General features: G+C 60.7%; 18 protein-coding genes and 1 pseudogene. 6 read left to right on the top strand and 13 right to left on the bottom strand.

Going from position 1 to position 24,582, the window contains the following annotated elements:
- Positions 1–58: 58 nt before the first annotated feature.
- Positions 59–1,567: an ATPase domain-containing protein gene (locus G8E10_RS24690; RefSeq protein ID WP_110801496.1), complete on the top strand. Its 1,509-nt coding sequence runs from the start codon at positions 59–61 to the stop codon at positions 1,565–1,567.
- Positions 1,545–3,614, top strand: coding sequence for a hybrid sensor histidine kinase/response regulator (locus G8E10_RS24685; RefSeq protein WP_110801497.1), 2,070 nt, complete (start codon positions 1,545–1,547; stop codon positions 3,612–3,614). The genes G8E10_RS24690 and G8E10_RS24685 overlap by 23 nt, the downstream gene beginning before the upstream one ends.
- A 10-nt stretch (positions 3,615–3,624) precedes the next feature.
- On the opposite strand, the gene G8E10_RS24680 is transcribed toward G8E10_RS24685, so the two are convergent.
- From G8E10_RS24680 to G8E10_RS24660, 5 genes are all read right to left on the bottom strand, one after another.
- Positions 3,625–4,104 carry a RidA family protein gene (locus tag G8E10_RS24680; RefSeq protein ID WP_245420128.1) on the bottom strand — a complete coding sequence of 160 codons (480 nt, stop codon included), beginning with the start codon at positions 4,102–4,104 and terminating at the stop codon, positions 3,625–3,627.
- Entirely contained in the window at positions 4,101–4,556 is a 456-nt protein-coding gene (locus G8E10_RS24675; RefSeq protein WP_245420129.1) for an Lrp/AsnC family transcriptional regulator, read from the bottom strand. The genes G8E10_RS24680 and G8E10_RS24675 overlap by 4 nt, the downstream gene beginning before the upstream one ends.
- A gap of 144 nt (positions 4,557–4,700) precedes the next feature.
- Entirely contained in the window at positions 4,701–7,883 is a 3,183-nt protein-coding gene (locus G8E10_RS24670; RefSeq protein ID WP_110801500.1) for an efflux RND transporter permease subunit, read from the bottom strand.
- Between the two features lie 200 nt (positions 7,884–8,083).
- Positions 8,084–9,271, bottom strand: coding sequence for an efflux RND transporter periplasmic adaptor subunit (locus G8E10_RS24665; protein WP_110801501.1), 1,188 nt, complete (start codon positions 9,269–9,271; stop codon positions 8,084–8,086).
- A 30-nt stretch (positions 9,272–9,301) separates the two neighbouring features.
- A complete protein-coding gene (locus G8E10_RS24660) occupies positions 9,302–10,117 on the bottom strand; it encodes an alpha/beta hydrolase (protein ID WP_110807803.1) in 816 nt (271 codons plus the stop codon).
- A 142-nt stretch (positions 10,118–10,259) separates the two neighbouring features.
- Between G8E10_RS24660 and G8E10_RS24655 the strand changes: the two genes are divergently transcribed.
- Positions 10,260–11,171: a LysR family transcriptional regulator gene (locus G8E10_RS24655; protein WP_110801502.1), complete on the top strand. Its 912-nt coding sequence runs from the start codon at positions 10,260–10,262 to the stop codon at positions 11,169–11,171.
- A 43-nt stretch (positions 11,172–11,214) separates the two neighbouring features.
- Here G8E10_RS24655 and repC read toward each other — a convergent pair whose 3' ends face one another.
- The 3 genes from repC to repA form a co-directional block, all read right to left on the bottom strand.
- Positions 11,215–12,435 (bottom strand): plasmid replication protein RepC, encoded by a 1,221-nt coding sequence (gene repC / locus G8E10_RS24650; protein WP_110801503.1) that lies wholly within the window; start codon positions 12,433–12,435, stop codon positions 11,215–11,217.
- A gap of 225 nt (positions 12,436–12,660) precedes the next feature.
- Positions 12,661–13,707 (bottom strand): plasmid partitioning protein RepB, encoded by a 1,047-nt coding sequence (gene repB / locus G8E10_RS24645; protein WP_110801504.1) that lies wholly within the window; start codon positions 13,705–13,707, stop codon positions 12,661–12,663.
- A complete protein-coding gene (gene repA / locus G8E10_RS24640) occupies positions 13,704–14,930 on the bottom strand; it encodes a plasmid partitioning protein RepA (protein ID WP_110729309.1) in 1,227 nt (408 codons plus the stop codon). The genes repB and repA overlap by 4 nt, the downstream gene beginning before the upstream one ends.
- A gap of 395 nt (positions 14,931–15,325) precedes the next feature.
- On the opposite strand from repA, the pseudogene G8E10_RS26380 reads away from it, so the two are divergent.
- Together G8E10_RS26380 and G8E10_RS24635 are read left to right on the top strand one after the other, a co-directional pair.
- Positions 15,326–15,727, top strand: a pseudogene (locus G8E10_RS26380) (PAS domain-containing protein); the annotation flags it as partial.
- Between the two features lie 114 nt (positions 15,728–15,841).
- Positions 15,842–17,203 (top strand): sensor histidine kinase, encoded by a 1,362-nt coding sequence (locus G8E10_RS24635; protein ID WP_281517801.1) that lies wholly within the window; start codon positions 15,842–15,844, stop codon positions 17,201–17,203.
- Between the two features lie 65 nt (positions 17,204–17,268).
- Here G8E10_RS24635 and G8E10_RS24630 read toward each other — a convergent pair whose 3' ends face one another.
- Complete coding sequence (locus G8E10_RS24630) at positions 17,269–18,165, bottom strand: flagellar export protein FliJ (RefSeq protein WP_110801716.1); 897 nt, start codon at positions 18,163–18,165, stop codon at positions 17,269–17,271.
- Between the two features lie 241 nt (positions 18,166–18,406).
- Between G8E10_RS24630 and G8E10_RS24625 the strand changes: the two genes are divergently transcribed.
- Positions 18,407–18,790 carry a c-type cytochrome gene (locus tag G8E10_RS24625; protein ID WP_110801506.1) on the top strand — a complete coding sequence of 128 codons (384 nt, stop codon included), beginning with the start codon at positions 18,407–18,409 and terminating at the stop codon, positions 18,788–18,790.
- Positions 18,791–18,826: 36 nt separating this feature from the next.
- On the opposite strand, the gene G8E10_RS24620 is transcribed toward G8E10_RS24625, so the two are convergent.
- From G8E10_RS24620 to G8E10_RS24605, 4 genes are all read right to left on the bottom strand, one after another.
- On the bottom strand, positions 18,827–22,030 hold the full coding sequence (locus G8E10_RS24620) for an efflux RND transporter permease subunit (RefSeq protein ID WP_110801717.1): 3,204 nt from the start codon (positions 22,028–22,030) through the stop codon (positions 18,827–18,829).
- A 100-nt stretch (positions 22,031–22,130) separates the two neighbouring features.
- Positions 22,131–23,279 (bottom strand): efflux RND transporter periplasmic adaptor subunit, encoded by a 1,149-nt coding sequence (locus G8E10_RS24615; protein WP_110801718.1) that lies wholly within the window; start codon positions 23,277–23,279, stop codon positions 22,131–22,133.
- A 68-nt stretch (positions 23,280–23,347) separates the two neighbouring features.
- The gene (locus G8E10_RS24610) at positions 23,348–23,953 is read right to left on the bottom strand and encodes a TetR/AcrR family transcriptional regulator (RefSeq protein ID WP_110801507.1); all 606 of its coding nucleotides are present in this window, start codon (positions 23,951–23,953) and stop codon (positions 23,348–23,350) included.
- A gap of 263 nt (positions 23,954–24,216) precedes the next feature.
- On the bottom strand, positions 24,217–24,582 hold a 366-nt coding region (locus G8E10_RS24605; protein ID WP_167131037.1), incomplete at its 5' end, for an acyl-CoA carboxylase biotin carboxyl carrier protein subunit.

The following is a 24,582-nucleotide window of genomic DNA, read 5'->3' as shown; positions in this document are numbered from 1 at the left end:
AGGGCGCCGCAGATAAAATAGACGTCGGTGCGTGCGCCGTCGAGGGATGGAAAAGACGATGACCATAGACTTGGGTTCGATGGCCCTGATCGGCGTGAAAGGCCTCGACGACGTGCTTGCCGGTGGATTGTCCCGCCGCCACGTCTTTCTGCTGGAAGGGTCCCCCGGCACCGGCAAAACGACCATATCCTTGCAATTTCTGCTGGAGGGTGCAGCGCATGGCGAACGTTGCCTCTACATCACCCTTTCCGAAACGGAAGACGAACTGCGCAACAGCGCCGCGTCGCACGGAATGGAGCTCGGCGAGGACATCACCATCTTCGAGCTGGTGCCGCCGGAAAGTCTGCTGGATTCCGATCAGCAGCAGAGCCTGCTCTATTCGTCCGACCTTGAACTGGGCGAAACCACCAAGCTGATCTTCGAGGCATTCGAGCGCGTGCGCCCGAGCCGCGTCGTCATCGACAGCCTGTCGGAAATCCGCCTGCTCGCGCAGAGTTCGCTGCGCTATAGGCGTCAGATCCTTGCGCTGAAGCACTATTTCTCGAAATCCGGCGCGACCGTTCTTCTCCTTGACGATCTGACCGCCGACACGCTCGACAAGACCGTCCATAGCGTCGTCCACGGTGTCATCCATCTTGAGGAACTTGCTCCGAACTACGGTGCAGAGCGCCGCCGCATGCGCGTCATCAAGTATCGCGGCAAGGCCTATCGCGGCGGGTATCACGACTACATCATCGAGACAGGGGGCGTCGTGGTCTTTCCACGCCTGCGCGCCACCGAGCATCGCACGGACTTCGAACGGACGGTGCTGAGCAGCGGTATTCCCGCGCTCGATGGCCTTCTCGGGGGCGGCATCTCGCGCGGATCGAGTACGCTCCTGATCGGACCCGCCGGCACGGGAAAAAGCTTGTTCGGGATTCAGTTCGTCGATGCTGCCATCAAGCGGGGCGAAACTGCCGCCATCTTCGTTTTCGACGAGGAACTGGGCCTCCTCTTCTCCCGTACCCGCAGCATGGGACTGGACTTGGAAGCCATGCGCGACGCCGGGAGCCTGTATATCGAGCAACTGGATGCGGCCGAACTGTCTCCCGGGGAGTTCGCACAGCGTGTCCGCGAGAGTGTCACCCGCTTCAACGCGAAGACGGTTCTGATCGATAGCATAAACGGCTACCAGGCCGCCATGCCTGAGGAAAACGCGCTGATCCTCCATATCCACGAGCTGCTGCAATACATCAACCGCCAGGGTGCCAACACCTTCCTGACAGTTGCCCAGCACGGGCTGGTCGGCGATATGAAGTCACCCGTCGATGTCACCTATCTCGCCGACACGGTCATTCTGCTGCGCTATTTCGAGGCGGTGGGAACCGTGCGACGAGCCGTCTCCGTCATCAAGAAACGAACCGGGCAGCATGAGGATACGATCCGCGAATACCGCATCGGCTCCGACGGCCTCCGCCTCGGCGAGCCGCTTTCCGGCTTCCAGGGCGTGCTTCGCGGCGTACCGGTGCTGACCAGCGGCGGCCAGACGATGATGCCGCTTGCCGATGGGAGTGGCGACAATTTCTGATCGCGCTGCGACCGTTCTCGTTCTGGCGCCGGCCGGGCGCGATGCTCAGATTGCCGCATCCCTGCTTGCCGAAGCCGGGATGGCATCCAAGCCTGCGGAGACCATGGGCCAATTCGTTGAGGGGCTAAGCGACGACGTGGCTTTCGGCGTCATCACCGAAGAGACACTCCGCTCCGCCGATCTGAAACCGCTCTCTGGCTGGATTTCGGCGCAGCCGAGCTGGTCGGACCTGCCGTTCATCGTGCTGACACAACGCGGCGGCGGACCTGAGCGCAATCCTGCGGCGGCTCGACTGTCTGAGGTGCTTGGAAACGTCAGTTTCATCGAGCGGCCCTTCCATGCAACGACCTTCATCAGCGTCGCGCGCACGGCGATGCGCGGACGACGCCGCCAGTTCGAGGCGCGGCTGCGCATGCAGGCGCTGGACGATGGCGAAAGGCGGCTGGCAACGGCGCTCGAGGCGGGACGGCTGGGCGCATGGGAGCTCGACCTTGCAACGCAAACGCTCACAACCTCGGTCATGTGCCGATCCACGTTCGGGCGGAGTGCCTCGGAAACGCTGAGCTATGAGGAGCTGATCGCCAGCATCCACCCGGAGGACCGGGAGCGGATGATTGCGGCCGTCGGCAAGACCGTCGAGACGGGGCAGGACTATTCGATCGAGTACAAGGTCATCTGGCCGGATGGCTCGCTGCACTGGGCCGAGATCCGGGCGCAGGTTTATAGGGACCGGAGCGGACGCCCCGCAAAGCTCGTCGGCGTTTCCGCCAATATCACCGAGCGCCGACGAGTGGAGGATCAGCAGCGGCAGATCAACGAAACGCTGGAAGAGCGTGTGACGAAGCGGACGGCGGAGCTTGAGGAAGCCCACGCCGTCGTCATGAGCGAGGTGGCCCAACGCGAGAAAGCGGAGGAGCAGCTGCGCCAGGCCCTGAAAATGGAAGCCATTGGGCAGCTGACGGGCGGTGTCGCGCATGATTTCAACAACCTGCTGATGGCCGTGCTCGGTAATCTTGAGCTCCTCCGCAAACATGTCGATGGCGATGCCAAGGCGGTGCGGCTGATCGACGGCGCCGTTCAGGGCGCGCGCCGCGGCGCCTCGCTGACCCAGCGCCTGCTTGCCTTTGCCCGCCGGCAGGATCTCCAGGTCGGACCTGTCGATCTGCGTAAGCTGGTGAGCGAAATGGAAGACCTGCTGCGCCGCTCGGTCGGCTCCGCCATCACCCTGCAGAGCGAGATCGCGGAGGATCTGCCGCCGGCCGAAGCGGACGGCAACCAGCTGGAACTTGCCCTCCTCAACCTCGTCGTCAACGCGCGCGACGCGATGCCGGACGGCGGAACGATCACCATTCGCCTCGATGTGGAGGATCGCCCGACAGCCACGGACGTTCTTTCGGCGGGTCGTTATCTTACGCTGTCCGTTACCGATACGGGCGTGGGGATGAACCCGGACACACTCCGGAAGGCGATCGACCCCTTCTTTTCGACCAAGGAGCTGGGCAAGGGCACCGGTCTTGGACTGTCCATGATCCACGGGCTTGCCATTCAGCTGAAAGGGGCGCTGCAGCTATCGAGCCGCCCCGGAGAAGGGACAACGGCCGTGCTGCGCCTGCCGGTCGCGCGCGCAAGCGATCCTAGCGAAAAGGCGCTGCCGCAGGAGGTTCCACCGGTGGAAAAGTCAGAGAGATCGGAAGCCCTTCGTATTCTCATGGTCGATGACGACGCTCTGATCGCGATGAGCACGGTGGATATGCTGGAAGATCTCGGTCACAGCGTCGTGGAGGCCAATTCCGGACGCCAAGCCTTGGGCGTTTTGGAAAGCGGGGATGCCTTCGATCTGATGATCACGGACTTCTCGATGCCGGGCATGAACGGTGCAGAACTTGCCCGCCAGGCACTTGCCATGCGGCCCGAGCTGAAGATCCTGATCGCAACCGGCTATGCCGAGCTGCCGGCCGGTACCGAGCTGAACATTCCGAGGCTCGGCAAGCCATATTCGCAGGATCAACTCGCAACCGAGATCGCAAGGATCGTCTGCCAGCCTTAAACTCGATGCTTCAGCCCTTGATCCTGAGGATCGTCTCGATCTCGACCGTCATGCCATTGGGAAGCGAGCCCATGCCGATGGCCGACCGCGCATGGCGACCGTCTTCGCCCATGACCTCGATCAGCAGGTCCGAAAAGCCGTTGATGACGAAGGGGTGCTCGGTGAACTCCGGCACGGCATTGACCATGCCGAAAACCTTGACGACCTCGACCACGTCGAGATCGCCAACCGCGTGCTGCACGGTCGACAAAACCTGCAACGCAACGATGCGGGCATGGGCGCGGGCCTCCTCGATCGAAACATCGCGACCGACCTTGCCGGTGTGCCATCCACCCTCGGCACGCGCCGCCCCCTGCCCTGCCAGATAGAGCATGTCACCGGCTCTCTTAGCCGGCACATAATTACCGCCGGGTGCCAGCGGCACAGGCAAGACCAACCCTAGTTCCTCAAGCCGCCGATAGACGCTCATCGCCTCCCCTCCCCTTCTCATACACTGCTTAAAAGCAGGCTCGTCTCGCTGTTCGACACGCCTTCGATCATCCGCACCTCGCGCAGCACTCGGTCGAAATCCGACAAGGTAGCGGACCGCATATTGGCGACGAGATCCCAATTGCCGTTGGTCGTGTGGAGCGCATAGATCTCCGGAATGTCGCGCAAACGACGAATGACCTGCGTTGTCGATTTTCCAACAACCTCGATCATCATGACCGCATGGATGGTCTGCGCATCGAAATCTTCGCGCACGCGCACGGTAAAGCCAAGCAGTGTTCCCGTCTCCAGAAGGCGATCCAGCCGGTTCTGAACGGTGCCGCGGGCAACACCCAACGCGTCCGAAAGCTTCGACAGCGACGCCCGACCATCGACCCTGAGATGGGCGATGATACGCCTGTCGAGGTCATCAGGGACATAGGTCGCGGATGCGGCATTTCGGGTATATTTCACAGCGTGGCATTCCGTTTGTCCAATCCTCTGACGGATTGAACACTGCTTCTTGCGGCTTGTCATCCCAACTGGCGAATTCCGAATGCAAAATGCCGCCGAACCTTAAGCTCGGCGGCATGTCGTCTCTGACGTTTCTCTGATCCGCTACTCAGCCGGAACCAGATGCGTGTCGTGCGCGTCCGTCGAGGTCTTCAGCGGACGGTTTCCGGCGAGCTTGCGAACCAACACGTAGAAGACCGGTGTCATGAAGATGCCGAAGAAGGTCACGCCGATCATGCCGGAGAAGACGGCGATACCCATGGCGGCGCGCATCTCGGCCCCTGCCCCGGTCGAGATCACCAGAGGCACAACACCCATGATGAATGCCATCGAGGTCATCAGGATCGGCCGCAACCGCAGCCGGCTCGCCTCGACAGCCGCCTGAACCGGCGTTCGTCCTTCGAACTCGAGTTCGCGGGCGAATTCCACGATCAGGATCGCGTTCTTCGCCGACAATCCCACAAGGACCACGAGCCCGATCTGGGTAAAAATGTTGTTGTCTCCCCCCGTCAACCAGACCCCGGTCAGCGCTGCAAGCACGCCCATCGGGACGATCATGATGATGGCGACCGGTAGCGTCAGGCTCTCATACTGTGCCGCGAGCACCAGATAGACCAGCAGCAAAGCGAGCGGGAAGACGAGGAAGCCGGAGCTTCCCGCCAGGATCTGCTGATAGGTCAGATCCGTCCACTCGAAGTCGATACCCGACGGCAACGTTTCCCGGGCGATCTGCTCGACGGCCGCCTGGGCCTGACCGGACGAGAAGCCCGGTGCCGGTGCGCCATTCACATCGGCCGCAAGGAAGCCGTTGTAGCGTGTCGTACGCTCGGGCCCGGTGGTCGCATCCACCTTCAGGAGCGCCGAAAGCGGGATCATCTGACCCGTCTGCGAGCGAACCTTCAGCTGTCCGATATCCTCAGGCTTTGCGCGATACTTCGCATCCGCCTGGACCCGGACGCTGTAGGTGCGGCCGAACGCGTTGAAATCGTTCACATAGAGCGAGCCTAGGTAGATCTGCAATGCATCGAAGACATCGGTGACAGACACGCCAAGCTGTTCGGCTTTCGTCCGGTCTAGGTCCGCGAAAAGCTGCGGTACGTTGATCTGGAAGCTCGAGAAGATACCTGCGAGTTCCGGTGTCTGGTAGGCTTTGGCGATGAACGCCTTCGTCGCTTCGTCCAGAGCCTGATAGCCGAAGCCGGCGCGATCCTCGATCTGCAGCTTGAAGCCACCCGTGGACCCGAGACCGTTGACCGGCGGCGGCGGGAACATGGCGATGAAGGCATCCTGGATGCCAGCATATTTCTGGTTCAGTTGCATGGCGATGGCGCCGCCCGAAAGCTCCGGCGTCGTGCGCTTCTCGAAGTCGTCGAGGATGGCGAAGACGATGCCGGCATTCGAGCCGATCGTGAAGCCATTGATCGACAGTCCGGGGAAGGCAATTGCGTTCTTCACGCCCGGCTGCTGCAGGGCGATATCGCTCATCTTCTTGATGACGCTCTCTGTTCTATCGAGCGTTGCCCCATCGGGGAGCTGTGCGAAACCAATGAGATACTGTTTATCCTGCGCCGGCACGAAGCCCCCCGGCACCGCATTGAACATACCGTAGGTGGCGCCGGCAAGCGCGAGATAGATGACCATGACCACGCTCTTGCGTGACAGGAGCCCGCCGACGCTGCGGCCGTAACCGTTGGATGCGGCGCCGAAGGCACGGTTGAACCCGCGGAAGAACCAGCCGAACGCCTTGTCCATGACGATCGTCAGCTTGTCCTTCTTGGCGTCGTGGCCCTTCAAAAGGAGGGCTGCGAGCGCCGGCGACAGGGTGAGCGAGTTGATGGCGGAAATGACGGTGGAAATCGCGATGGTCAGGGCGAACTGTCGGTAGAACTGCCCGGAAAGCCCCGTAATGAATGCCAACGGCACGAAAACCGCCACCAGAACCAGGGCGATCGCGATGATCGGCCCGGAGACTTCCTGCATCGCGCGATAGGTCGCCTCGCGTGGCGCAAGCCCGTTCTCGATGTTGCGTTCGACATTCTCCACCACAACGATCGCGTCGTCGACGACGATACCGATGGCGAGCACGAGACCGAACAGCGTCAGCGCGTTCACCGAGAAGCCGAAGACATACATGACTGCGAAGGTACCGATGATCGAGACGGGAACCGCGATCAAGGGAATGATCGACGCCCGCCATGTCTGGAGAAACACGATGACCACGACCACGACGAGCGCAATCGCTTCAAGCAACGTATCGATGACCTTCTCGATCGACGCACGAACGAATTCCGTGGTGTCATAGACGATCTCGAACGTGACGCCTTCCGGCATGGCTTTCGACAGCTCCGCCATCGTTGCGCGGACATCGTCGGATATGGCGATGGCATTGGAGCCCGGTGCCTGGAACACGGGCACGGCCACGGCCGGCTCGCCATCCAGCAAGGAGCGGAGCGTGTAATCGGCAGCGCCCATCTCGATACGGGCAACGTCGCGTAGCCGGGTTATTTCGCCGTTGGCGCCGCTTTTGACGATGATGTTACCGAACTGTTCCGGCGTCTGCAGGCGGCCTTGTGCATTGACTGAGAGCTGCAGATCGACGCCGGGCAGTGTGGGCGATGCCCCGATGATGCCGGCGGCCGCCTGAACGTTTTGCTGGCGAATGGCTGTGGTGATATCGCTCGCAGCAAGGGAGTATTCGGCGGCCTTCTGCGGATCGATCCAGACGCGCATGGAGTAATCCCCCGCGCCGAAGACCTGCACCTGGCCAACACCTTCGATGCGGGCAAGCCGGTCCTTGATGTTCAGAACGGCGTAGTTACGCAGATAGGTGAGATCGTAGCGCCCGCCGGCGGAAACGAGGTTGACGACCATCATCAGGTCGGGCGAACTTTTGACCGTGGTAACCCCGAGCGCCCGCACCTCTGCCGGGAGACGCGGTTCTGCCTGCGATACGCGGTTCTGAACGAGCTGTTGGGCCTTGTCGGGATCCGTCCCCAGCTTGAAGGTCACCGTCAGCGTGAGGACACCGTCGGCCGTGGCCTGGCTCGACATGTAGAGCATGTCCTCGACGCCGTTGATGGACTCTTCGAGCGGCGTGGCCACCGTTTCCGCGATGACTTTCGGGTTGGCACCCGGGTAGGTGCCGCGCACGACGATGGATGGCGGAACGACATCCGGATACTCGGAAATCGGCAGTGCGCGCATGCCAATCAGGCCCGCGACGACGATAAGGACCGACAGAACACCGGCAAAGACCGGCCTGTCGATGAAGAATCGGGAAATATTCATGTCATAGCCCCTCTCCGGGAATGATCAGAAGACGAAAGGCCCCGGCTCGCGGCGTTGCGACCGCGAGTTTGGGCAGATGGATGGATGGCATGGCGGCGCAGGTCCCGGGTCGGACCGGCGCTCTGATGGTTTTGAGCAAACTCACCGGGTGCCTCACTCTCTTGAGGCACCCTTAGCTGAAGGCTATTCCGGTCTGACGCCTACTGTTGCGCGACCTTGGCCTCCGTCTGCGGATCGACCAGCGCGCCGGGACGAATGCGCTGCAATCCATTGACCACGATGCGATCGCCGGCGTTCAAGCCCTTCTCGACGATCCTCTGACCATCGACGGCACTGCCGAGTTCGATTTGCCGGTAGGCAACCGTGTTTTGGGGATCGACGACGAAGACGAACTTCTTGTCCTGATCGGTCCCGACGGCCTTTTCGCTGATCATCAGGTGATTTTCAGGCGTGGGGTCGCCCATGCGGATGCGCACGAACTGGCCCGGCAGCAATTGACCGCCCGGATTGTCGAAGATGGCGCGAACCCGCACCGTACCGCTCTGCGCGTTGACTTCGTTGTCGATCAACTGCAGCTTTCCGCGGATGGCCGTCCCCTCCCCTGCTCCGGTGGCCAGTTCCACGGGTATGAGGGCGAGATCCGGTGTTTCCGTGCTGCCTCGGCCAAGTTGCGCGAGCGTGCGGCCGATGAGATCCTCATTGACGTCGAAGCTGGCATAGATCGGATCGACCGACACCAGGGTCGTCAAAACAGGCGATCCGGATCCGGCAGCCACGAGATTTCCCTCGGTGATCTCCCGGCGACCCACCCGTCCCGAAATCGGTGCACGAACTTCGGTATAGCCGAGTTCCAATCCGGCAACGCGCAGGGCAGCTTTGGCGGATTGCACGGCAGCGACAGCTTCGGCTTTGGCGCTGCGACGCTGTGCGAGATCGCTGTCGGAGAGCACGTTCTTCGACGTCAGCCGCTCGCCGCGCTCAAGCTCGGTGGTGGCGTAATCCAGCCGCGCTTCGGCCGATGCGACCTGCCCTTCTGCCTGCGCCACGGCTGCCTTGTAGGGTTCGGGATCGATCGTGACGAGAAGACCCCCGGCCTTGACCAGTGCGCCCTCACGAAATTCAATCGACTGGATCGCTCCGGCCACGCGCGGACGGATCTGGACCCGGCCGACGGCTTCAAGACGACCGGAAAACTCCTGCCAGGTCGCGACGTTTCGCGTCTCGACGGCTGCAACGGTCACAGGAATGGCCTGTGGCGCTGCCGCGGCGGCCGGTTCCGCGGCCACGGCCCCTTCCGTCCTTTCGAAGTAGAACGCTGCCCCCGCAACGGACGCAGCAATGGTCAGGCCGGCGCCCATCAGGGCCCAGCGGTTGTTCTTTGCTGTCATGGTCAACTCCTTGGCTCTCAGCGAGCCGCTCTAAACTCTTGCCCGATCTGCTGATCGGAGTTCATCGACAAAGGCCGAGAATCCGGCGCCTACCGCCTCGATCCACGGCCCCATGTGTTCTCTGTAAATCCCGGTCCACCCGAAGCTCGCGGGCAAAACCTGCTCCCGGACACGAACGCCCGCCCCCCTCAGCCGTTCTGCATAGGACTTGGTTTCGTCTCGAAGGGGATCGTCCTCCGACGTCACCAGAAGAGCCGGGGCTACGCCGGTGAGGCGCGAACATTCGCAAGGGGCAGCATAGGGATGCTGCCCGCCGCAGACGGCCCGCATATAGTGCCGCCAACCATCCGCCCATCGCTCGCGCAGACCGATGTCTGCCTCGCGCATCGAGATCGACGTCATCCGCGGATCGATCAGCGGTGACAGAAGCATCTGTCCAGCCAGACGCCCGGGAAACCGATCTCGGGCCTTGAGTGCGACGCCAGCCGCAATATTGCCCCCAGCCTCGTTCCCCACCACGAAAATAGGTGACTTCGTCGTTCCGCCCAGTTGTTTGCGCTGTTCGTCCACGAAGCGAAGTGCCGAACAGGCATGATCCAAAACCTGAGGAAAGCAGAAATCCGACGCTTCGCCGTATTCGGCCTCCACCACGACCGCACCGGTGTTGGCGATCGCCCTTGGAATGGGCCGCTCCGTCTCTGGGCGCTCCTGACCGAGGAAAGCTCCGCCATGAAAATAGAGAACGAGCGGAAGAGGCTTCTGCGAGTGCTTGCCTTTGTAGACGCGTGCACCCAAGGTTGGACCAACCTCTGCCGAGATATCGATTGTCTGCCAGGGCGCATTCATGTCGATCGTTCCATGTGCGAGCATCTTGCTCTTCGTTGGTCATATCTAGTATTGTTCGTGTCAGCTTCACAAGCTGCCGTTATTCGGTATCAATGTTCCGGAAATTCGAACAATCTAAGCGTAGAGACAGGACACGTTCAAAATGGATCAACTTTCCGCCATGCGTGTTTTTGTACGTGTCGTCGAGACGGGCAACTTCACCCGTGCTGCATCAACGTTGGGCATGCCGAAGACGACAGTCACGAATTTGGTCCAGAGCCTCGAAGCGCGGCTGAAAACCACGCTTTTGAATCGAACGACGCGACGTGTGATTGTGACCACGGATGGTGCCCTTTACTATGAGCGCGCAATCCAGATTCTGTCCGAGCTGGATGAGTTGGACAACAGTCTAAGCAACTCCCAAGCCCAGCCCAGTGGCCGGTTGCGTGTGGAGATGGCGGGTGCCTTTGCCGATCTCGTCGTCATCCCTGCCCTCTGCGACTTCTACCAACGTTACCCGCAGATCAAGCTCGATATCGGTGTTGGCGACAGGCTTGTGGATTACGTTGCCGAGAATGTTGACTGCGCCCTTCGCGGGGGAACGCCGACCGATCAATCTCTCATCGCCCGCAAGGTTGGTGAGATGTCTATGAAGGCTTGTGCTGCTCCGTTCTACCTCCAGAAGTTTGGTACGCCGAGCGAGCCCGAGGATCTTTCCCGTGATCACGTCGCTGTCGGTTACCTGATGGCACAGTCTGGTCGCGTTCTCGATCTTGAATTTGTCAGTGACGAGCGCACCATTGAGATCATCCCGAACTACATTCTCTCCGTGAATGATGCGCGTTCTTATGTGAATGCTGCAATCGGTGGTCTCGGAATTGCCGTCGCACCCGGGTTCATGATCAACAGCGCCATCGAAAGTGGCGCGCTGGTCGAGGTTCTCCCGGGGTGGTCTATCGAACCGGTTCCGCTCTACATCGTCTATCCGCAACGACGGCATCTGAGCAACAAGGTGCGTGTGTTCGTCGATTGGCTCGCCAAGCTCATGCAAACCTTGCCAGCTGACAGGGTTTGAGAAGCATATAGTTGAATTGCCATAGCGGTTGATACGGCGCATCTCAATTCCGTATTAGCTCAGCTATCGCCTGCTCTCTCGTTTTCATCAGTCCCATCAGCATCTGTGCAGCCGAGAATGATCCTGCTTCAGATTGTCGTGTCAGATGTCTCAGATAGCCTCCTGGCGACTGGATATGCTCACTGCGCTCAAGAATGCAGCTAACTGCAACGGCCGTTGAAATTGCGCCCATTGTCGAACATGCCGCCTGATAGGCCGACGGACTGATCCCGAACATGCGGCCGACGACGTTGGCAGCTGCCGACAAGTCTCGCCAATCTCGGATATCCCCGCATGGAGCATAGTCCGCAATCGCTGGACATGCCGAAAGAACCAGTGAAAGCGGAATTGTTCCGTTTGGCGTTCTCGATGATGAACTGTCGCTCCGAACATTCTCGGCAATTTCCGTCACAGTTTCTGGTTCAGAATCAAGAGAAGATTCGGATTCTGATATCTGTATGTGCCGCTCATTCTGAGAGGGATTGCCGCCCAGAATTCTCGAATCTTTCCATGTATCCAATGTGTTGATAATCAGGACCCGAAGAGCGCGAAGTTTTTGAAGCGCTGTCGTGATGAGATCGATATCAGCATTGCGCGGGATGCTGTCGATGATGTCACGGAATGTCTGGTAATGCGCAGGCCATTCCCCCGGCGCATTCTCTATTTCCGCCATAGCGATGAGCTTGGCGATGTCTCGGCGGCAGATGGTGATGCTTTCACGAACGTTCTGAAGGCGCAGGCGATCGGCAATCACGTCTTGAGCCATCGCTTCGATCTCGGATGACCGGGCGAGAAGTGGTGCCAGAGAGAAGCCAAATGCTTCGCGGATCTCGCCATCACGGTGACGACGACTGTAGCGTTTGCCATTCGCGCTGTCTTTGCGCGCAATCAGCCCGGCGTTCACGAGAAGCGCCAGGTGTCGTCGGATGGTCTGTTCGGCCATGCCATTTGCACGCAGAGACAGTTGCTGGTTGGAGGGAAAAACAACGAGCCCCGTCTCGGAGGAGATCTCCGTCTTGGGATAGAAAGAGAGAAGGGCGTTGAGCAACGCCAATGTTCGATCGGATATACCAAGACGCCCGCGTGCCTCGCACAGAGCGCGGTAGAGCTTCCATTTATCGACGGAATGCGCGGGGTTGACGTCGCGTGCCTTGCTCTGTCCTGTGAGCATGGCACGCGTCATCGCCCGCCGCCCAAAGGGCGTCGTCACAAAGTTCGTGTCCATTTTCGTTGCCTCCAAGCGTAGGGCAAACGATTCCAGTCACCAAAGCGGCGTTCTCACATTGACAAGTGATTCGAAGGGAGCTAATCGTTTCTCTGCTAGAAGATAACAAAGGCTCTCAGGTGGTTCGCCGCTTGGGGGCCTTTCGTTTAACCGATACTGCATCCTTTCCTGTTCGTTGTTTCGATAGCCCTTAAAAAGGGGAAACCCTGTCACGTGACAGGGTTTTTAATCGTCCTCGTCGTCCCGACGCTCGAACTTCTCCACCAATCGTGGCATTTCAGCCTGCAGGAAAGCGGAAAAGGCAGCGCCTTTCGGTCCGAGATGGACAATGCGTAATTCTTTCGAAGAAACCTTTACCCGAGCGATATCCTGCCCGTCCGGATCCCGTAACGCGAGAACATCATCCTCCGCGTCTTCAGATCGTGATTTAGGAGCCTTCAGGGCAGCGAGCGCCACTCGGAAACGCTCGTCCGAGCTTGCCACAGGCTTTCCATCGGCCTGCAGGGTCTTCCCCAGAAGGGCCGAGGCATCCTCCGTCGCGGAAAAAAGCTTTGCGAAATCGCCCCACCGCGGTCGCCCGACCTTCGGCGCGCGTCCGATCGCTTCGATGACATCCAGCGGCACCGCGCGGTAGACACCGCGCATGCGCGCGAGTTCGGCGTCATCGATGGCGAGCGCTGCCTTGATGTCCCTTGGCTTGATTTGGGCCTCGTCCATGCGGGCGGCAAAGAGCGCGCGTTCGATCCAGGTGAGGTCCTGGCGCGCCGCATTCTCAATCCCTTGCGAGACGACAAGGTCGCGGTCCGACATCTCGACCACCAGCGCACGCACCGGCAGCTTCAACTCTTTAGCCGCCTTAAGACGACGATGACCATAGATGACCTGATACCGCCCGACATGCTCGGGATGGGGCCGAACCTGTATCGGAATCTTCTGGCCCTCAGCTTCAAAAGTCGCTTTGAAGGCCGCGAAGTCCGCATCATTGTCGTCGGCTAGGCGATCGGGAAACGGCGAGGGGTCGATGAGAGACGCATCGAGCTCAAGACTCGCGCCTGAGCCCGATTCAACAAGCGCCTTCAGACGGTCACGCTCGTCCCGCAGTTCGCCGATCGAGCGTTGCGCGGCACCGATGACGCCGGCACCGACACGCGGCAGCGCAGGCATTGCCTGTGGACTTGCGCCGGCCGGTTGTTCGATCGTCTGCGGGTCTGCTTCGACGGCAGCGGACAAGAGGCCGAAACTGGCAATGATGGATTTCTTGGTCTTGCTCATGTTCTGCCCCAGCTATCGCGGACGAGGTCCAGAATGCTTTCATTGACGGCATCCATCGCCTCGCGTGCGCGCCGATGCGTGTCACGCCCCACCTGCCCGATTTCTAGCTCGTAGAGACTGCGCTTTGCGAGCCCCGCCGCCTCCACGGCCGTGCTCTCGACGGCTGTTGCCAGAAGAACATCCGAACCGAACAAATGCCGAAGCATTGCAACGACTTGCGACTGCGGCTGATCGTTCGGGTCATGCCGCGTGATCAGGTACCGGAAGAAATCCTGGCTCAACTCGGCACCGTTCTCGTTCAGAACCTGAATCAAGTCGCCCATCATCAGGAGAAACTGGCTCATCGACGCGACATCCAGCATGGCCGGATGTACCGTGACGATCATCCCGGTCGCTGCATATATCGCGCCGAGCGTGAGGAAGCCGAGGGAAGGGGGCGTATCGAGAACGACGACGTCATAGTCGGCCTCGACTTCGAGAAGCGCCATTTTCAGCCGCTCGAAGAAAATCCCGCCGCTACCGCCGCCGCCGCGCTGGGCAAGCACACGCGGCGTGTCGTGTTCGTACTCCATGACTTCGAGATTGCCGGGTATCAGGTCGATCCCGTCGAAATAGGTCTTACGAATGATGTCGCGGATTGGACGGCGCTGTTCGTCGTACCGGAGCGCCGCATAGATCGTCTCATTCGGGCCGACATCGACCTCGGGCTGCGCGCCGAACATGGCGGAGAGCGACGCCTGTGGATCGAGGTCGATCGCAAGAACGCGGTATCCGTGGAGGGCAAGGAAGTGCGCGAGATGCACGCTGGTCGTTGTCTTCGCACTTCCGCCTTTGAAGTTCGATATCGCGAGAACCTGAAGATGCTCTCCGCCACGGCGATGCGGCAGGAAACGCTGCGCCTCCGCCGGCTTTTGCTCCGCGAAGAAATTCCGTAACTCGTTGATCTGGTTTAATGTGTAAGCGCGGTGGTTGTTCTCGAGACGGCTCGGCACCGGCCCGCGACCTTCGATCGACAGCAGCTTCAGCGTCGAATCGGGAATGGATGTCAGCTTCGAGACTTCGTTGGTCAGAAAGAAGCGCAGGTTCTTTTCGGCTTTTGGCGGATACATACGGGCGCGCAATTGCTGGAGCTGGTTGGACAGCATTCCAGCATGCCGCATGATCTTTGCGGCGGCATCTTCTTGCCCGGCGGTGTCCCGCCGCAGGTCATCTCTTAGCGCCATTTATCCCTCTTGTCGGCCTATGTGCGTTTTAGCGGCCATTCATCGCTAAGCTACGCCACGATTCTCGCGCGGCGTCCAGCAAAATAGCGAAATCGGCAGCACGCCGGCTAAGGAAGATTTACGACGCTATCCGAGAAATCTTATAGTTAACAGTGTGTTGATACGTATTGGGTCGAAATGTGGCTCTGCCCTCGTTCCGCCGCTATTGAGAGGCGAGAGCGCGGTTGCGCCACCCGTAAACTCTTCGCGAGATGTTTCGATATGAGAATCGCCTTCCCGTTTTGCTCGATTCTTAGACGCGAGAATCCTGCCGTTACCCGTATCCATTTCGCTGTAGCTAACATAAAACGACACTGCGTTGACCTGAACGCCTCGCTCTCCGAGCTTCCTACATAATGGACATGATATCGATGAGCCCTGCGACTGTTTCTTCTGCCGTCTTCCGCATGAATGGTGAACTTGCGGCCGCGGACCCGGCACTCGTTGGAAATGCAGATCTTCTAGCCGCTGTGTTCTCAGGCTCCGGAGACTGCATCAAGATCCTCGATCTGGACGGAAATCTCCAGTTTATGAGCGATGGCGGGAAGCAGGTCATGGGGGTGGACGATTTCAGCGGGATCAAGGGTTGCCCTTGGCCAGATTTCTGGACCGGGGAGGGGAATGATGTTGCGAAGGCCGCCATAGCGTCTGCAAGGGAGGGTATTCCCGCGCGGTTTTCGGGATCGGCTGTCACCGTCAAAGGCAATCCACGCTATTGGGATGTGCAGGTCCTGCCGGTTCCCGGCGCTGATGGGAAACCAACTCATCTTTTGTCGATCTCCAGAGATATCACGGAGACGAAACTCGCCCGGGAAGAGGCGAGACAGCTCACCGTCGATCTTCAAAATGCGGCCTTGCGAGAGGCCGATAGCATGCGCCGCCTTTTTGAGAGTGCTCCAAGTTTCCTTTGTACGCTGGAAGGGCCGCATCACGTCGTCAAGATCGTCAACGGCGCGTTTTCGCGCCTGATTGGCCCCCGCGCGATGGTTGGTCGTCCCTTTCGGTCTGTTCTGCCGGAACTGGAGCGCCAGCAGGTCATCACGCTTCTCGACCGTGTCTACGCCACGGGTGAGGCCATGACAGGTCGGGGCGAGTTGATCCGCTTAATGCGCGTCGAGGGGGGAGGGGAGGAGGATATCTTCCTCAACTTCGTCATCCAGCCCATTCGCGATCTTCAAGGCCAAGTAACCGGCCTCTTCATCGAAGGGCATGATGTGACCGACCTGAAACGCGCTGAGATTGCGTTACGACGGAGAGAACTCCAGCTGCAACTGGCACTTGATTCCGCGGAAATGGGTGTCTGGGAGGCCGTTCTCGTCAATGGACGTATCGTTTCGACGACAGAGGATGCGAGGGCGTCGTTTCTGCTGGGCCAGCCGGCCGATCAGCAGCCATCCTTCGAGACTTTTGTCAGCCGCGTACATCCCGACGACAGACCGGCCCTCAGTCGATCTGTCGAGCAGGCCATGGATCCTCTCGGGGAAGGGCATCTTGATGTCGAATACCGGGTGCTGTCCGGCGAGAACAGGCCGGAGCGCTGGATTCACGCCAGAGCACGGGTTGTTGACGGCAAGGATGCAACGCGGCTCGTCGGCACCGTCCGCGATATCACGGCCATCAAGGATGCCGAAAGCCAATATGCCCTGTTGAATGGCGAACTTCAGCACCGGATCAAGAACACGCTGGCCATGGTCAGCGCCATCGCGTCGCAGACGCTGAAGGGCGACGCGATTCTGGAGCAGCGCGACACCTTCAACGCTCGCCTGCACACTCTGGCTCACGCGCACGACCTCCTGATGGGGGAAGCGCAGGAGAAGGGCAGTATCCGCGAGGTCATCGAAACGGCACTGGCACCGCATCGGGCCGGTGCCGCTCAGTTCGACATTGCCGGTCCCGACCTCCCGCTTTCCCCGAAACAAACGCTTTCGCTCGCCCTCGCCATGCATGAACTGGCCACCAATGCCGCGAAATACGGCGCGCTCTCGTCGCCGAACGGAAAGATTGTGATCAGCTGGGATCAAAACGCGAATGGTTCCGACGCTCAGGCCTTTGCGCTGCGGTGGGAAGAGAAGAACGGCCCACCTGTCGTGCCCCCGACCCGGTCGGGATTTGGCTCCCGGCTGATAACCCGGGTTCTCGCTGCGGACTTCAAGGGCCAGGTCAAGCTCGACTACGTCCCGGGTGGTCTCGTCTGCACGCTCGTTTCGCGCTTTCCCGTCGAATTCATCGCTTAGCAGACACGACAAAGCCGCCGGTCTTGCGACCGGCGGCTTTATGTTTCGGATATCGTTAGCCGGATTTATACGGCGCGGACGTCGTCCAGATCGCGCTTGGTTCCAGCAACGCCGCCGAACCAGGCTGCAATGGCGCCGAGGACGAGAGCGATGAAGCCGAGAATGGCGCCTGTCGATACGGCAGCCGTTGCAGTCTGAGCGGCGTCGATAGCCTGCTGCTTGGCAGCTTCCATGTTCTGGCGATAGGTCTGCTCATACTGCTGAACCTGGGTGCGAGCCTGATCGACCGGGATGTTCTGAGCGCGGGCCAGAGCTTCGGCAGCACGGGTGCGGGCTTCTTCGGCGCTAGCTTCGTCGCCGGTGACGACAGCCTGGATGGCGGATACGGCTGCGTTCTGCAGGGCCTGCGGGTCATTGCCCGTCGTATTGCGGATCTGCTGCTCGATGCCGGCCATCGGGTTGGTAACGTCGGAAAGTGCCGGTGCCGCAGTTGTTGCAGCTGTGGCAGCCGTACGGCTAACACCACCGACGACGCTGGAAATGCCGTTAAAGGCACCGCCGACGATCGCGCCGACCGACGTGGTCAGCAGGTAGAGAACGACGAGAGCAGTCACAGCCCAGGCGGTAACACCATGGTAGCCACCGGTCGACTTGCTGGCGCGACCCGAAAGACGGCTTGCGACATAGCCACCGACAAACGAAGCGATGATGCCAGAGACCACAAACCACGCGCCGCCGGCGATGGAGAAGGTGCTTGCCTGAGGATTATCGTACTGTGCAGGATCGATCACGGCAGCGCCGATGCCGACGCCAAGCAGATTGAGGAGAAACTGAACGGCAAGTGCCAGTGCGACACCGGCGAAGATGGAACCCCAGGATACTTTGTGCAAAGACGCAGTTACTGAAGGCACACCACCGTAGACGGTTTCGGTCGGACGATAGGGAGAAGCTGGGATTGTCATGATCATCGGGTCCTTTAGATCGTATCGCAGACGTGCGAGCGGTCGAAGAACGCAAGATTTCGCAACAAGTTCCAGACATTAGAAAAACATGAACATATGGAGCGTTTTTCGTCGGGATCGGAGGCGGGTATTCTCGAAATCTCCATTGTTCATTAATGGTTACGGCGGTTTGCGACCTCGGCCTTCGATCATCGAGAAAGCGTGTCGCGTTCAACACCATCATGCGATCTGGAGTGACAGCATGCGCGCTTTTCCACCCGCCACCATTCTGCTGTCTGCAATGTGCCTGATCGCGGCACCGGTTGCACATGCGGAAGACATCGATCACGGCCGTCGGATCTTCCAGACCTGCGCCTCCTGTCACGTGCCGGATGCCGAGACGAACAAGTACGGCCCCCATCTGAAGGGCATCTTCGGGCGGAAGGCGGGCGCGGTGCCGGATTTCCGATATTCACAGGCGATGACGGACGCGGGCGCCGCAGGTCTCGTCTGGGACGACGAGGCGCTCGCCGCTTTTCTCTACAGCCCGAAGAAGAAAGTGCCGGGCACGAGCATGCGTTTCTGGGGCCTGTGGAGCGAGGCGGAGATCCGCGACGTCATCGCGTATCTCAAGACGTTCCCGTGACGAACGCGGCTGCCAAAGGCAGCCACATTTATCGTGTCACTCCGCCGCAAGAGCCGGCATTTCCTTGAGATCGTCCGGGCGGCCTTCTGTCTCCTGCTCGGGCGCCGGCTTTGCCTGCTTCGGATCGCGGCCGAAGAACAGGGCGTAGGCTGCCGGCAGCACGAAGATGGTCAGGACCGTCGCCACGAGGATCCCGCCCATCATGGCGTAGGCGAGGGGGCCCCAGAAGACGCCGCGTGAGATCGGGATCAGCGCGAGAACCGCCGTCAGCGCCGTCAGCATGATCGGGCGGAAACGTAGAACGGCACCGCCGATGATCGCATCCATCCGGTTCATGCCAGCCGCGATGTCCTGATCGATCTGGTCGATGAGGATGATCGAGTTTCGGATGATGATGCCGAGCAGCGCGATGACGCCGAGAATGGCGACGAAGCCGAAGGGAGCGCCGCTGATCAGCAGCGCCGCGCTGGCGCCGATGATGCCGAGCGGACCCGTGGCGAGCACCAGCATGGCCTTGCCGAAGTGCTGCAGCTGGATCATCAGCAGGATGACGATGATCATCAGCATGATCGGCGCCTTGGCCGCAATCGAGGCTTGGCTTTCCGCCGCATCTTCGGCACCGCCCTGGATTTCCACCTTATAGCCGGGCGCCAGGCCGTCGCGCAGATCCTGCATGCCGGCATACATCTGGCTCACCACATCGTTCGGCTGCACGCCGTCGGGCAGGGTACCGCGCACGGTGATGGTGGGCAGCCGGTCGCGCCGCCAGACGACGCCCTGTTCGAGCACCGGAACGACCTTGGCGATCTGCGAGAGCGGGATGAATCCGCCGAAATCGGTCGGGATATAGACGGAATTCACGGCCGACAGCAGCTTCCGGTTTTCGTCCGGTTCGCGCGCGACGATCGAAATGGTTTCCTCGCCATCGCGGAAATCGCCGAGCGGTGCGCCATTCGTTGTGGTCTGCAGCATCTGGCGGATGCGCTGGGAGGTCACGCCGAGCGCGCGGGCGCGGTCCTGATCGACGATCAGGCGCATGGCGGGCACGGGCTCCAGCCAATCGTCATGGACGGCACCGAGCATCGGATTGTTTTGGAACCGCTTCTTCACCTCGTCTGCAATGCGGCGCACTTCAGCCCTATCCGAGCCGCTGACGCGCATCTGCACGGGCCATCCGGTCGGCGGGCCGAGGAAGAGGCGATCGACCTTGGACCGGATCGCGGGAAAGTCGCTGGCAAGAATGTCGCGCAGCTTCAGGATCAGGCGTTCGCGCGCCGGTTCGTCGTTGGCCATGACGAGGAGCTGGGCGAAGTTCGGATTGCGAAGCTGCTGGTCGAGCGGCAGGAAGAAGCGGGGTGCGCCTTCGCCGATATAGCTTGCGACGAACCGCTTATCTGGATCCTCCATAATACGGGCTTCCATTGCCTTGGTCTGGGCCTCGACGTCCTTGATGCTCGTACCCTCTGGCAGCCAGAGATCGACCATGATTTCCGGACGGGAGGATTGGGGGAAGAAGTTCTGCGGGATGAACTGGAAGGCCCACAGGCTGGTGACGAACGTGCCAAGCGTCAGCGCGATGACGATCAGGCGATGGCGCACGCTCCAGCTGACGGTGGCACGCAGGCGCCGGTAGAACCGCGTATCGAAGACGTCATGGTGCCCGCCGGCGTGGCTACGCTGCTTCAGGATCATGTAGCCGAGCCAGGGCGTGAAATAGACCGCCACGAACCAGGAAACCACCAGCGCGATGCCGACGACGTAAAAGAGCGAACGGACGTATTCGCCGGCAGTCGAGGCAGCAAACCCGACCGGGATGAAGCCTGCCGTGGTGATCAGCGTGCCGGTGAGCATGGGAAAGGCGGTCGAGGAGTAGGCAAAGCTCGCCGCCTCGATCTTGACGAGCCCCTCGTCCAGTTTGCGTTCCATCAGTTCGACGACGATCATGGCATCATCGACCAGAAGCCCGAGAGCAATGATGAGGGCGCCGAGCGAGATGCGTTGGAGATCGATGCCGATCTCGTACATGATGGCGAAGGTGGCGGCGAGGACGAGCGGAATGGCGATGGCGATGACCAGACCCGAGCGCCAGCCGATCGAGAGGAACGACACGACGAGGACGATGATCAGGGCTTCCGCCAGTGCCTTCATGAACTCTCCGACGGCCTCGTTCACCACCTCCGGCTGGTTGGAAATCTGCTCGATCTCGACACCGTAGGGCAGCGATGCCTCGAAACGCGCATAGGTCGCCTCCACGGCCTTGCCCACGTCGATGACGTTGAAGCCCTTGGCCATGACCACGCCGAGCTGAACGCTGTCCTGCCCGTTGACCCGGTACTTGCGGGCAAAGGGATCCTCCAGGCCCGACGTCACCGCTGCGATATCGCCGAGGCGCGTGACCTGGTCGCCTGACCGCAGGCGCAGGTTCTGGATGTCCTCGACCTTGCGAACGTCGCCCTCGACGGAGATGCGCACGGAGCGGTCCCCTGTATCGACATTTCCGGCCGGATCGATCGCGTTCTGTCCCGCCAGCGTATCCCGAAGATCGTTCAGCGTTAGTCCGCGTTCGGCGAGCGCCTTGGAGGAGACGTCTATGAAGATTTTTTCCGGCTGGTCGCCGATGATGAGGGCCTTCTCCACGCCGGGCGTCGAGAGGAGCATATCGCGCGCCTTGATGGCGTAGCTCTTGAGCTCGGGAAAACTGTAGCCGTTGCCCATCAGGGCGTGAAGCGTAATGAACGTATCGCCGAATTCATCGTTGAAGAAGGGGCCGACGATGCCGGACGGCAACTCGGAGCGGATGTCGCCGACCTTCTTGCGCACTTGATAGAAGGCGTCGGCGACCTGCTGGGCATTTGTATCGCCTTTCACCTGCAGCGTGATGATGGTGCTTCCCGCACGGCTGTACGAGCGCACGAAGTCGAGATGCGGGGTTTCCTGCAGTTTGCGCTCGATCTTGTTCACCACCTGGTCCTGCATGTCCTCGATCGAGGCGCCGGGCCAGAGCGCCTGGATGACCATGACGCGGAATGTGAAGTCGGGATCTTCCTTCTGGCCCATATTCATGAGGCCGAACACGCCGGAGAGAATGATCAGCCCGAACAGGAAGCGCGCGATGCTCGGATGGCCGATGGCCCAGCGCGAGAGATTGAACCGCTGACGACCGCTTGCGCCGGACGATAGCCGGTCGTCGGAAACGCTCGGGGAGCCGTTCTTCGGGCCGGAAAAGGGACCTGTGGACATCATGACGTCGTTCCGTTGTCGGTTGCCAGCGCGTGGTAAGAGGCGGGGCCAGGCGTTTCGGCTGGGGTTCGTTATGCTCGATGCAGTCTTGCGAAAGCGATCAGCGGGTGGCTGCGGCCGATCCCTCCGCGCTGGCCTGATGGGCCAGTGCCTCGTTCGGCAGTTTCACCTTCAGGTCTTCGCGCATGAACTGCGTGCCGGCCGTTACGACGATGTCGCCCGGCTTCAGGCCATCGGCGATGCGGACGGAGACGCCGGTGAAATCGGCGACCGAGACGGGCCGTGCATGCACGGTTTCCGTCTCCGCATCGACCATCCAGACAAGCGTCTTGTCGCCGTCCTTGGCGAGCGCACTCAACGGCACGGAGACGAGGGCAGGGCCGTTCTCCTGCGCAGCCGTGACCGATGCCGTCATGCCAAGGCGAACGCGCTCGTTTTCCGGCAGGCTGATACGGACCGCAAACGTGCGCGAACGGGCATCGGCGCTGCCGGCGACCTCGCGGACCTTGCCCGGCAGCGTCAGGCCGGCGCTCGACCAGAGCGTGACATCGACCGTCTTGCCCGGCGTAAAGGCGAAGATATCCGTCTCGGGCACGCCGACGAGAACTTCCTTCTCGCCATCGGCCGCAACGGTGAGGACCGGCGTTCCCGCCGCAACCACCTGTCCGACCTCAGCATCGACAGCGGTGACGATCCCGTCACGATCGGCCGGTAGCGCGCCGTAGGAAACCTGGTTTTGCGCCTGCTCAAGCGCGGAGCGGGCGGAATCGCGGGTGGAGACCGCCTGATTATAGGTCAGTTGCGTCTGTTCTAGCTGAGACTTGGGAGAGACCTGAGCCGCAAACAGATCCTCGGCGCGCTTGCGGGAGAGTTCCGCCGTCTCGACCTGTCGTTCGGCGGCAGAAAGATTGGCCTCTGCCGAGCGCACGGACAGGGCGTAATCCGTGGTGTCGATGCGGGCAAGGATCTCTCCCTTCTGCACATGATCTCCGACATCCACGAGACGCTCCGTCACCTTGCCGGCCACACGGAAGCCTAGGGCGGTTTCCGTGCGCGCCCGGACGGAGCCAGAATAGTCCAGCGTGCGGCTGGTCTGGTTTTGCGCCACGGTCATCACCCGCACCGGGCGTACCACCTCCGCCTTCACCTCTGCCTTCTCCTCGGAGCATCCTGCAAGAAGCAAACCCGTTGCTGCGACCAGAGCGATCATGGCCGCGTGGCGGGTCGCTGGGGCGAATGGTTTCGACATGGTCGTATTCCTGTTGCGTGTGGGGCGTGCGGTCCGGTGTTCCGCGTCGGCGTGGTCGTGAAGGTCGGTCATGGCTTCAGCGCTCGGACCGCGAAATCGACGAGATCTTCCGGCTGGGCGCGATTTTCCTTCGCAACACACTGAGCCGCCATCTGCGGATGACAGAGCGTCACGGTGGCTGCGCCGAAACACTTGGCCGCGATATGCGGGTCTTGATCCAGAAACTCTCCGGCAGCGATGCCTTCGGCGATAACGCTTGCGACCAAGTCGTTGAGGCGATCGATGTGTCGTTCGATGACATGCCAGTCGCGCTCTATGGCGACGATGACCATCTCATGGACTTTTTCCTCGTCCATCATGGTTTCCATGGTCTGGCGGTGCTGATCGAGCGCATATCGGCGCAGCCGTTCACTCGCGCTCAAGGGCAAGGCAGCGCTGCGCAGCGCCAGATCATAGCTGGCCCCCAGCATGCGGCTGCAGAGCGCCTGATGGATCTCGACCTTCGAGGCGAAGAAACGATAGATATTGGCTGTTGACATGCTGAGTTCGCGCGCAATGTCGGCGACGTTGGTCTTGCTGTATCCGTAATGCCGGAACAGCGTCTCGGCGGCATCGAGAATGCGCATGACGGTATCCTGCCGCGCGCTATCGATCTCGATCGTTTCCATGCTCATGTTGCCAAGACCTTACGACTAACGAATTTTGTATTTCGTCAGTCGTAAGCCGGAATGTGGCATTCGTCAATGCTACGGCAGTGTGCTTGATAAGATGCTGGGCGAAGGGGTGTTTTTAGAGTGGGAAAATAGGGGCTGCGACAGAAAATATCGCTCAGGCGCACTTTGCTTATGATGGCGTTAAAGGTTGTGCCGTTGACCTCGCGCAGTAAGAACCCGCGCGAGTTTTCACTGAATTCTCGCTTATTGCGAACGAGTTTCGGTCAATTGATCGAGCCGATGGCCGTGCCCGCGTTCAGATACGTCCCCTGTTCGGCCGTGATACGCAGACGCCCTGTGCGATGAGCGGTGACCTGGGTTTCCATCTTCATGGCCTCGAGAACGACGATGAGATCGCCCTCCTGAACCTCCGCGCCGTCCGCAGCCTTCCACACCTGTAGCGTTCCCGAGATCGGTGCGGCGACGATTGCGGGGTCGGTTTCGGACGGTGCCGTTGCTGGCGTTGCGCCGTTCGAGCCGTTGCCCGAGCCGAAGCCCGCCAGCAGCATCGCCGGCAGGCCGACGGCGTGGAGGCGCCCGTCGATTTCGATGTGGGTTCGGACGATTCCGGAGGGGGCAGGTTGGAGGGG

The sequence above is a fragment of the Ferranicluibacter rubi genome (assembly GCF_011603255.1).
GTDB classification, from domain to species: domain Bacteria; phylum Pseudomonadota; class Alphaproteobacteria; order Rhizobiales; family Rhizobiaceae; genus Ferranicluibacter; species Ferranicluibacter rubi.
The sequence above is the reverse complement of the archived record's forward strand: the minus strand, read 5'-3'. Positions and strand labels throughout refer to the sequence as shown.

Coding starts and splice junctions, on each gene's coding strand:
- repB (WP_110801504.1), bottom strand. CDS start 13,707: ATGAGCAAGACCAAGAAATCCATCATTGCCAGTTTCGGCCTCTTGTCC.
- G8E10_RS24670 (WP_110801500.1), bottom strand. CDS start 7,883: ATGAATATTTCCCGATTCTTCATCGACAGGCCGGTCTTTGCCGGTGTT.
- G8E10_RS24615 (WP_110801718.1), bottom strand. CDS start 23,279: ATGTCGAAACCATTCGCCCCAGCGACCCGCCACGCGGCCATGATCGCT.
- G8E10_RS24660 (WP_110807803.1), bottom strand. CDS start 10,117: ATGAATGCGCCCTGGCAGACAATCGATATCTCGGCAGAGGTTGGTCCA.
- G8E10_RS24620 (WP_110801717.1), bottom strand. CDS start 22,030: ATGTCCACAGGTCCCTTTTCCGGCCCGAAGAACGGCTCCCCGAGCGTT.
- repC (WP_110801503.1), bottom strand. CDS start 12,435: ATGGACACGAACTTTGTGACGACGCCCTTTGGGCGGCGGGCGATGACG.
- G8E10_RS24690 (WP_110801496.1), top strand. CDS start 59: ATGACCATAGACTTGGGTTCGATGGCCCTGATCGGCGTGAAAGGCCTC.
- G8E10_RS24625 (WP_110801506.1), top strand. CDS start 18,407: ATGCGCGCTTTTCCACCCGCCACCATTCTGCTGTCTGCAATGTGCCTG.
- G8E10_RS24665 (WP_110801501.1), bottom strand. CDS start 9,271: ATGACAGCAAAGAACAACCGCTGGGCCCTGATGGGCGCCGGCCTGACC.
- G8E10_RS24655 (WP_110801502.1), top strand. CDS start 10,260: ATGGATCAACTTTCCGCCATGCGTGTTTTTGTACGTGTCGTCGAGACG.
- G8E10_RS24635 (WP_281517801.1), top strand. CDS start 15,842: ATGCGCCGCCTTTTTGAGAGTGCTCCAAGTTTCCTTTGTACGCTGGAA.
- G8E10_RS24630 (WP_110801716.1), bottom strand. CDS start 18,165: ATGACAATCCCAGCTTCTCCCTATCGTCCGACCGAAACCGTCTACGGT.
- G8E10_RS24680 (WP_245420128.1), bottom strand. CDS start 4,104: ATGAGAAGGGGAGGGGAGGCGATGAGCGTCTATCGGCGGCTTGAGGAA.
- G8E10_RS24610 (WP_110801507.1), bottom strand. CDS start 23,953: ATGAGCATGGAAACGATCGAGATCGATAGCGCGCGGCAGGATACCGTC.
- repA (WP_110729309.1), bottom strand. CDS start 14,930: ATGGCGCTAAGAGATGACCTGCGGCGGGACACCGCCGGGCAAGAAGAT.
- G8E10_RS24685 (WP_110801497.1), top strand. CDS start 1,545: ATGGGAGTGGCGACAATTTCTGATCGCGCTGCGACCGTTCTCGTTCTG.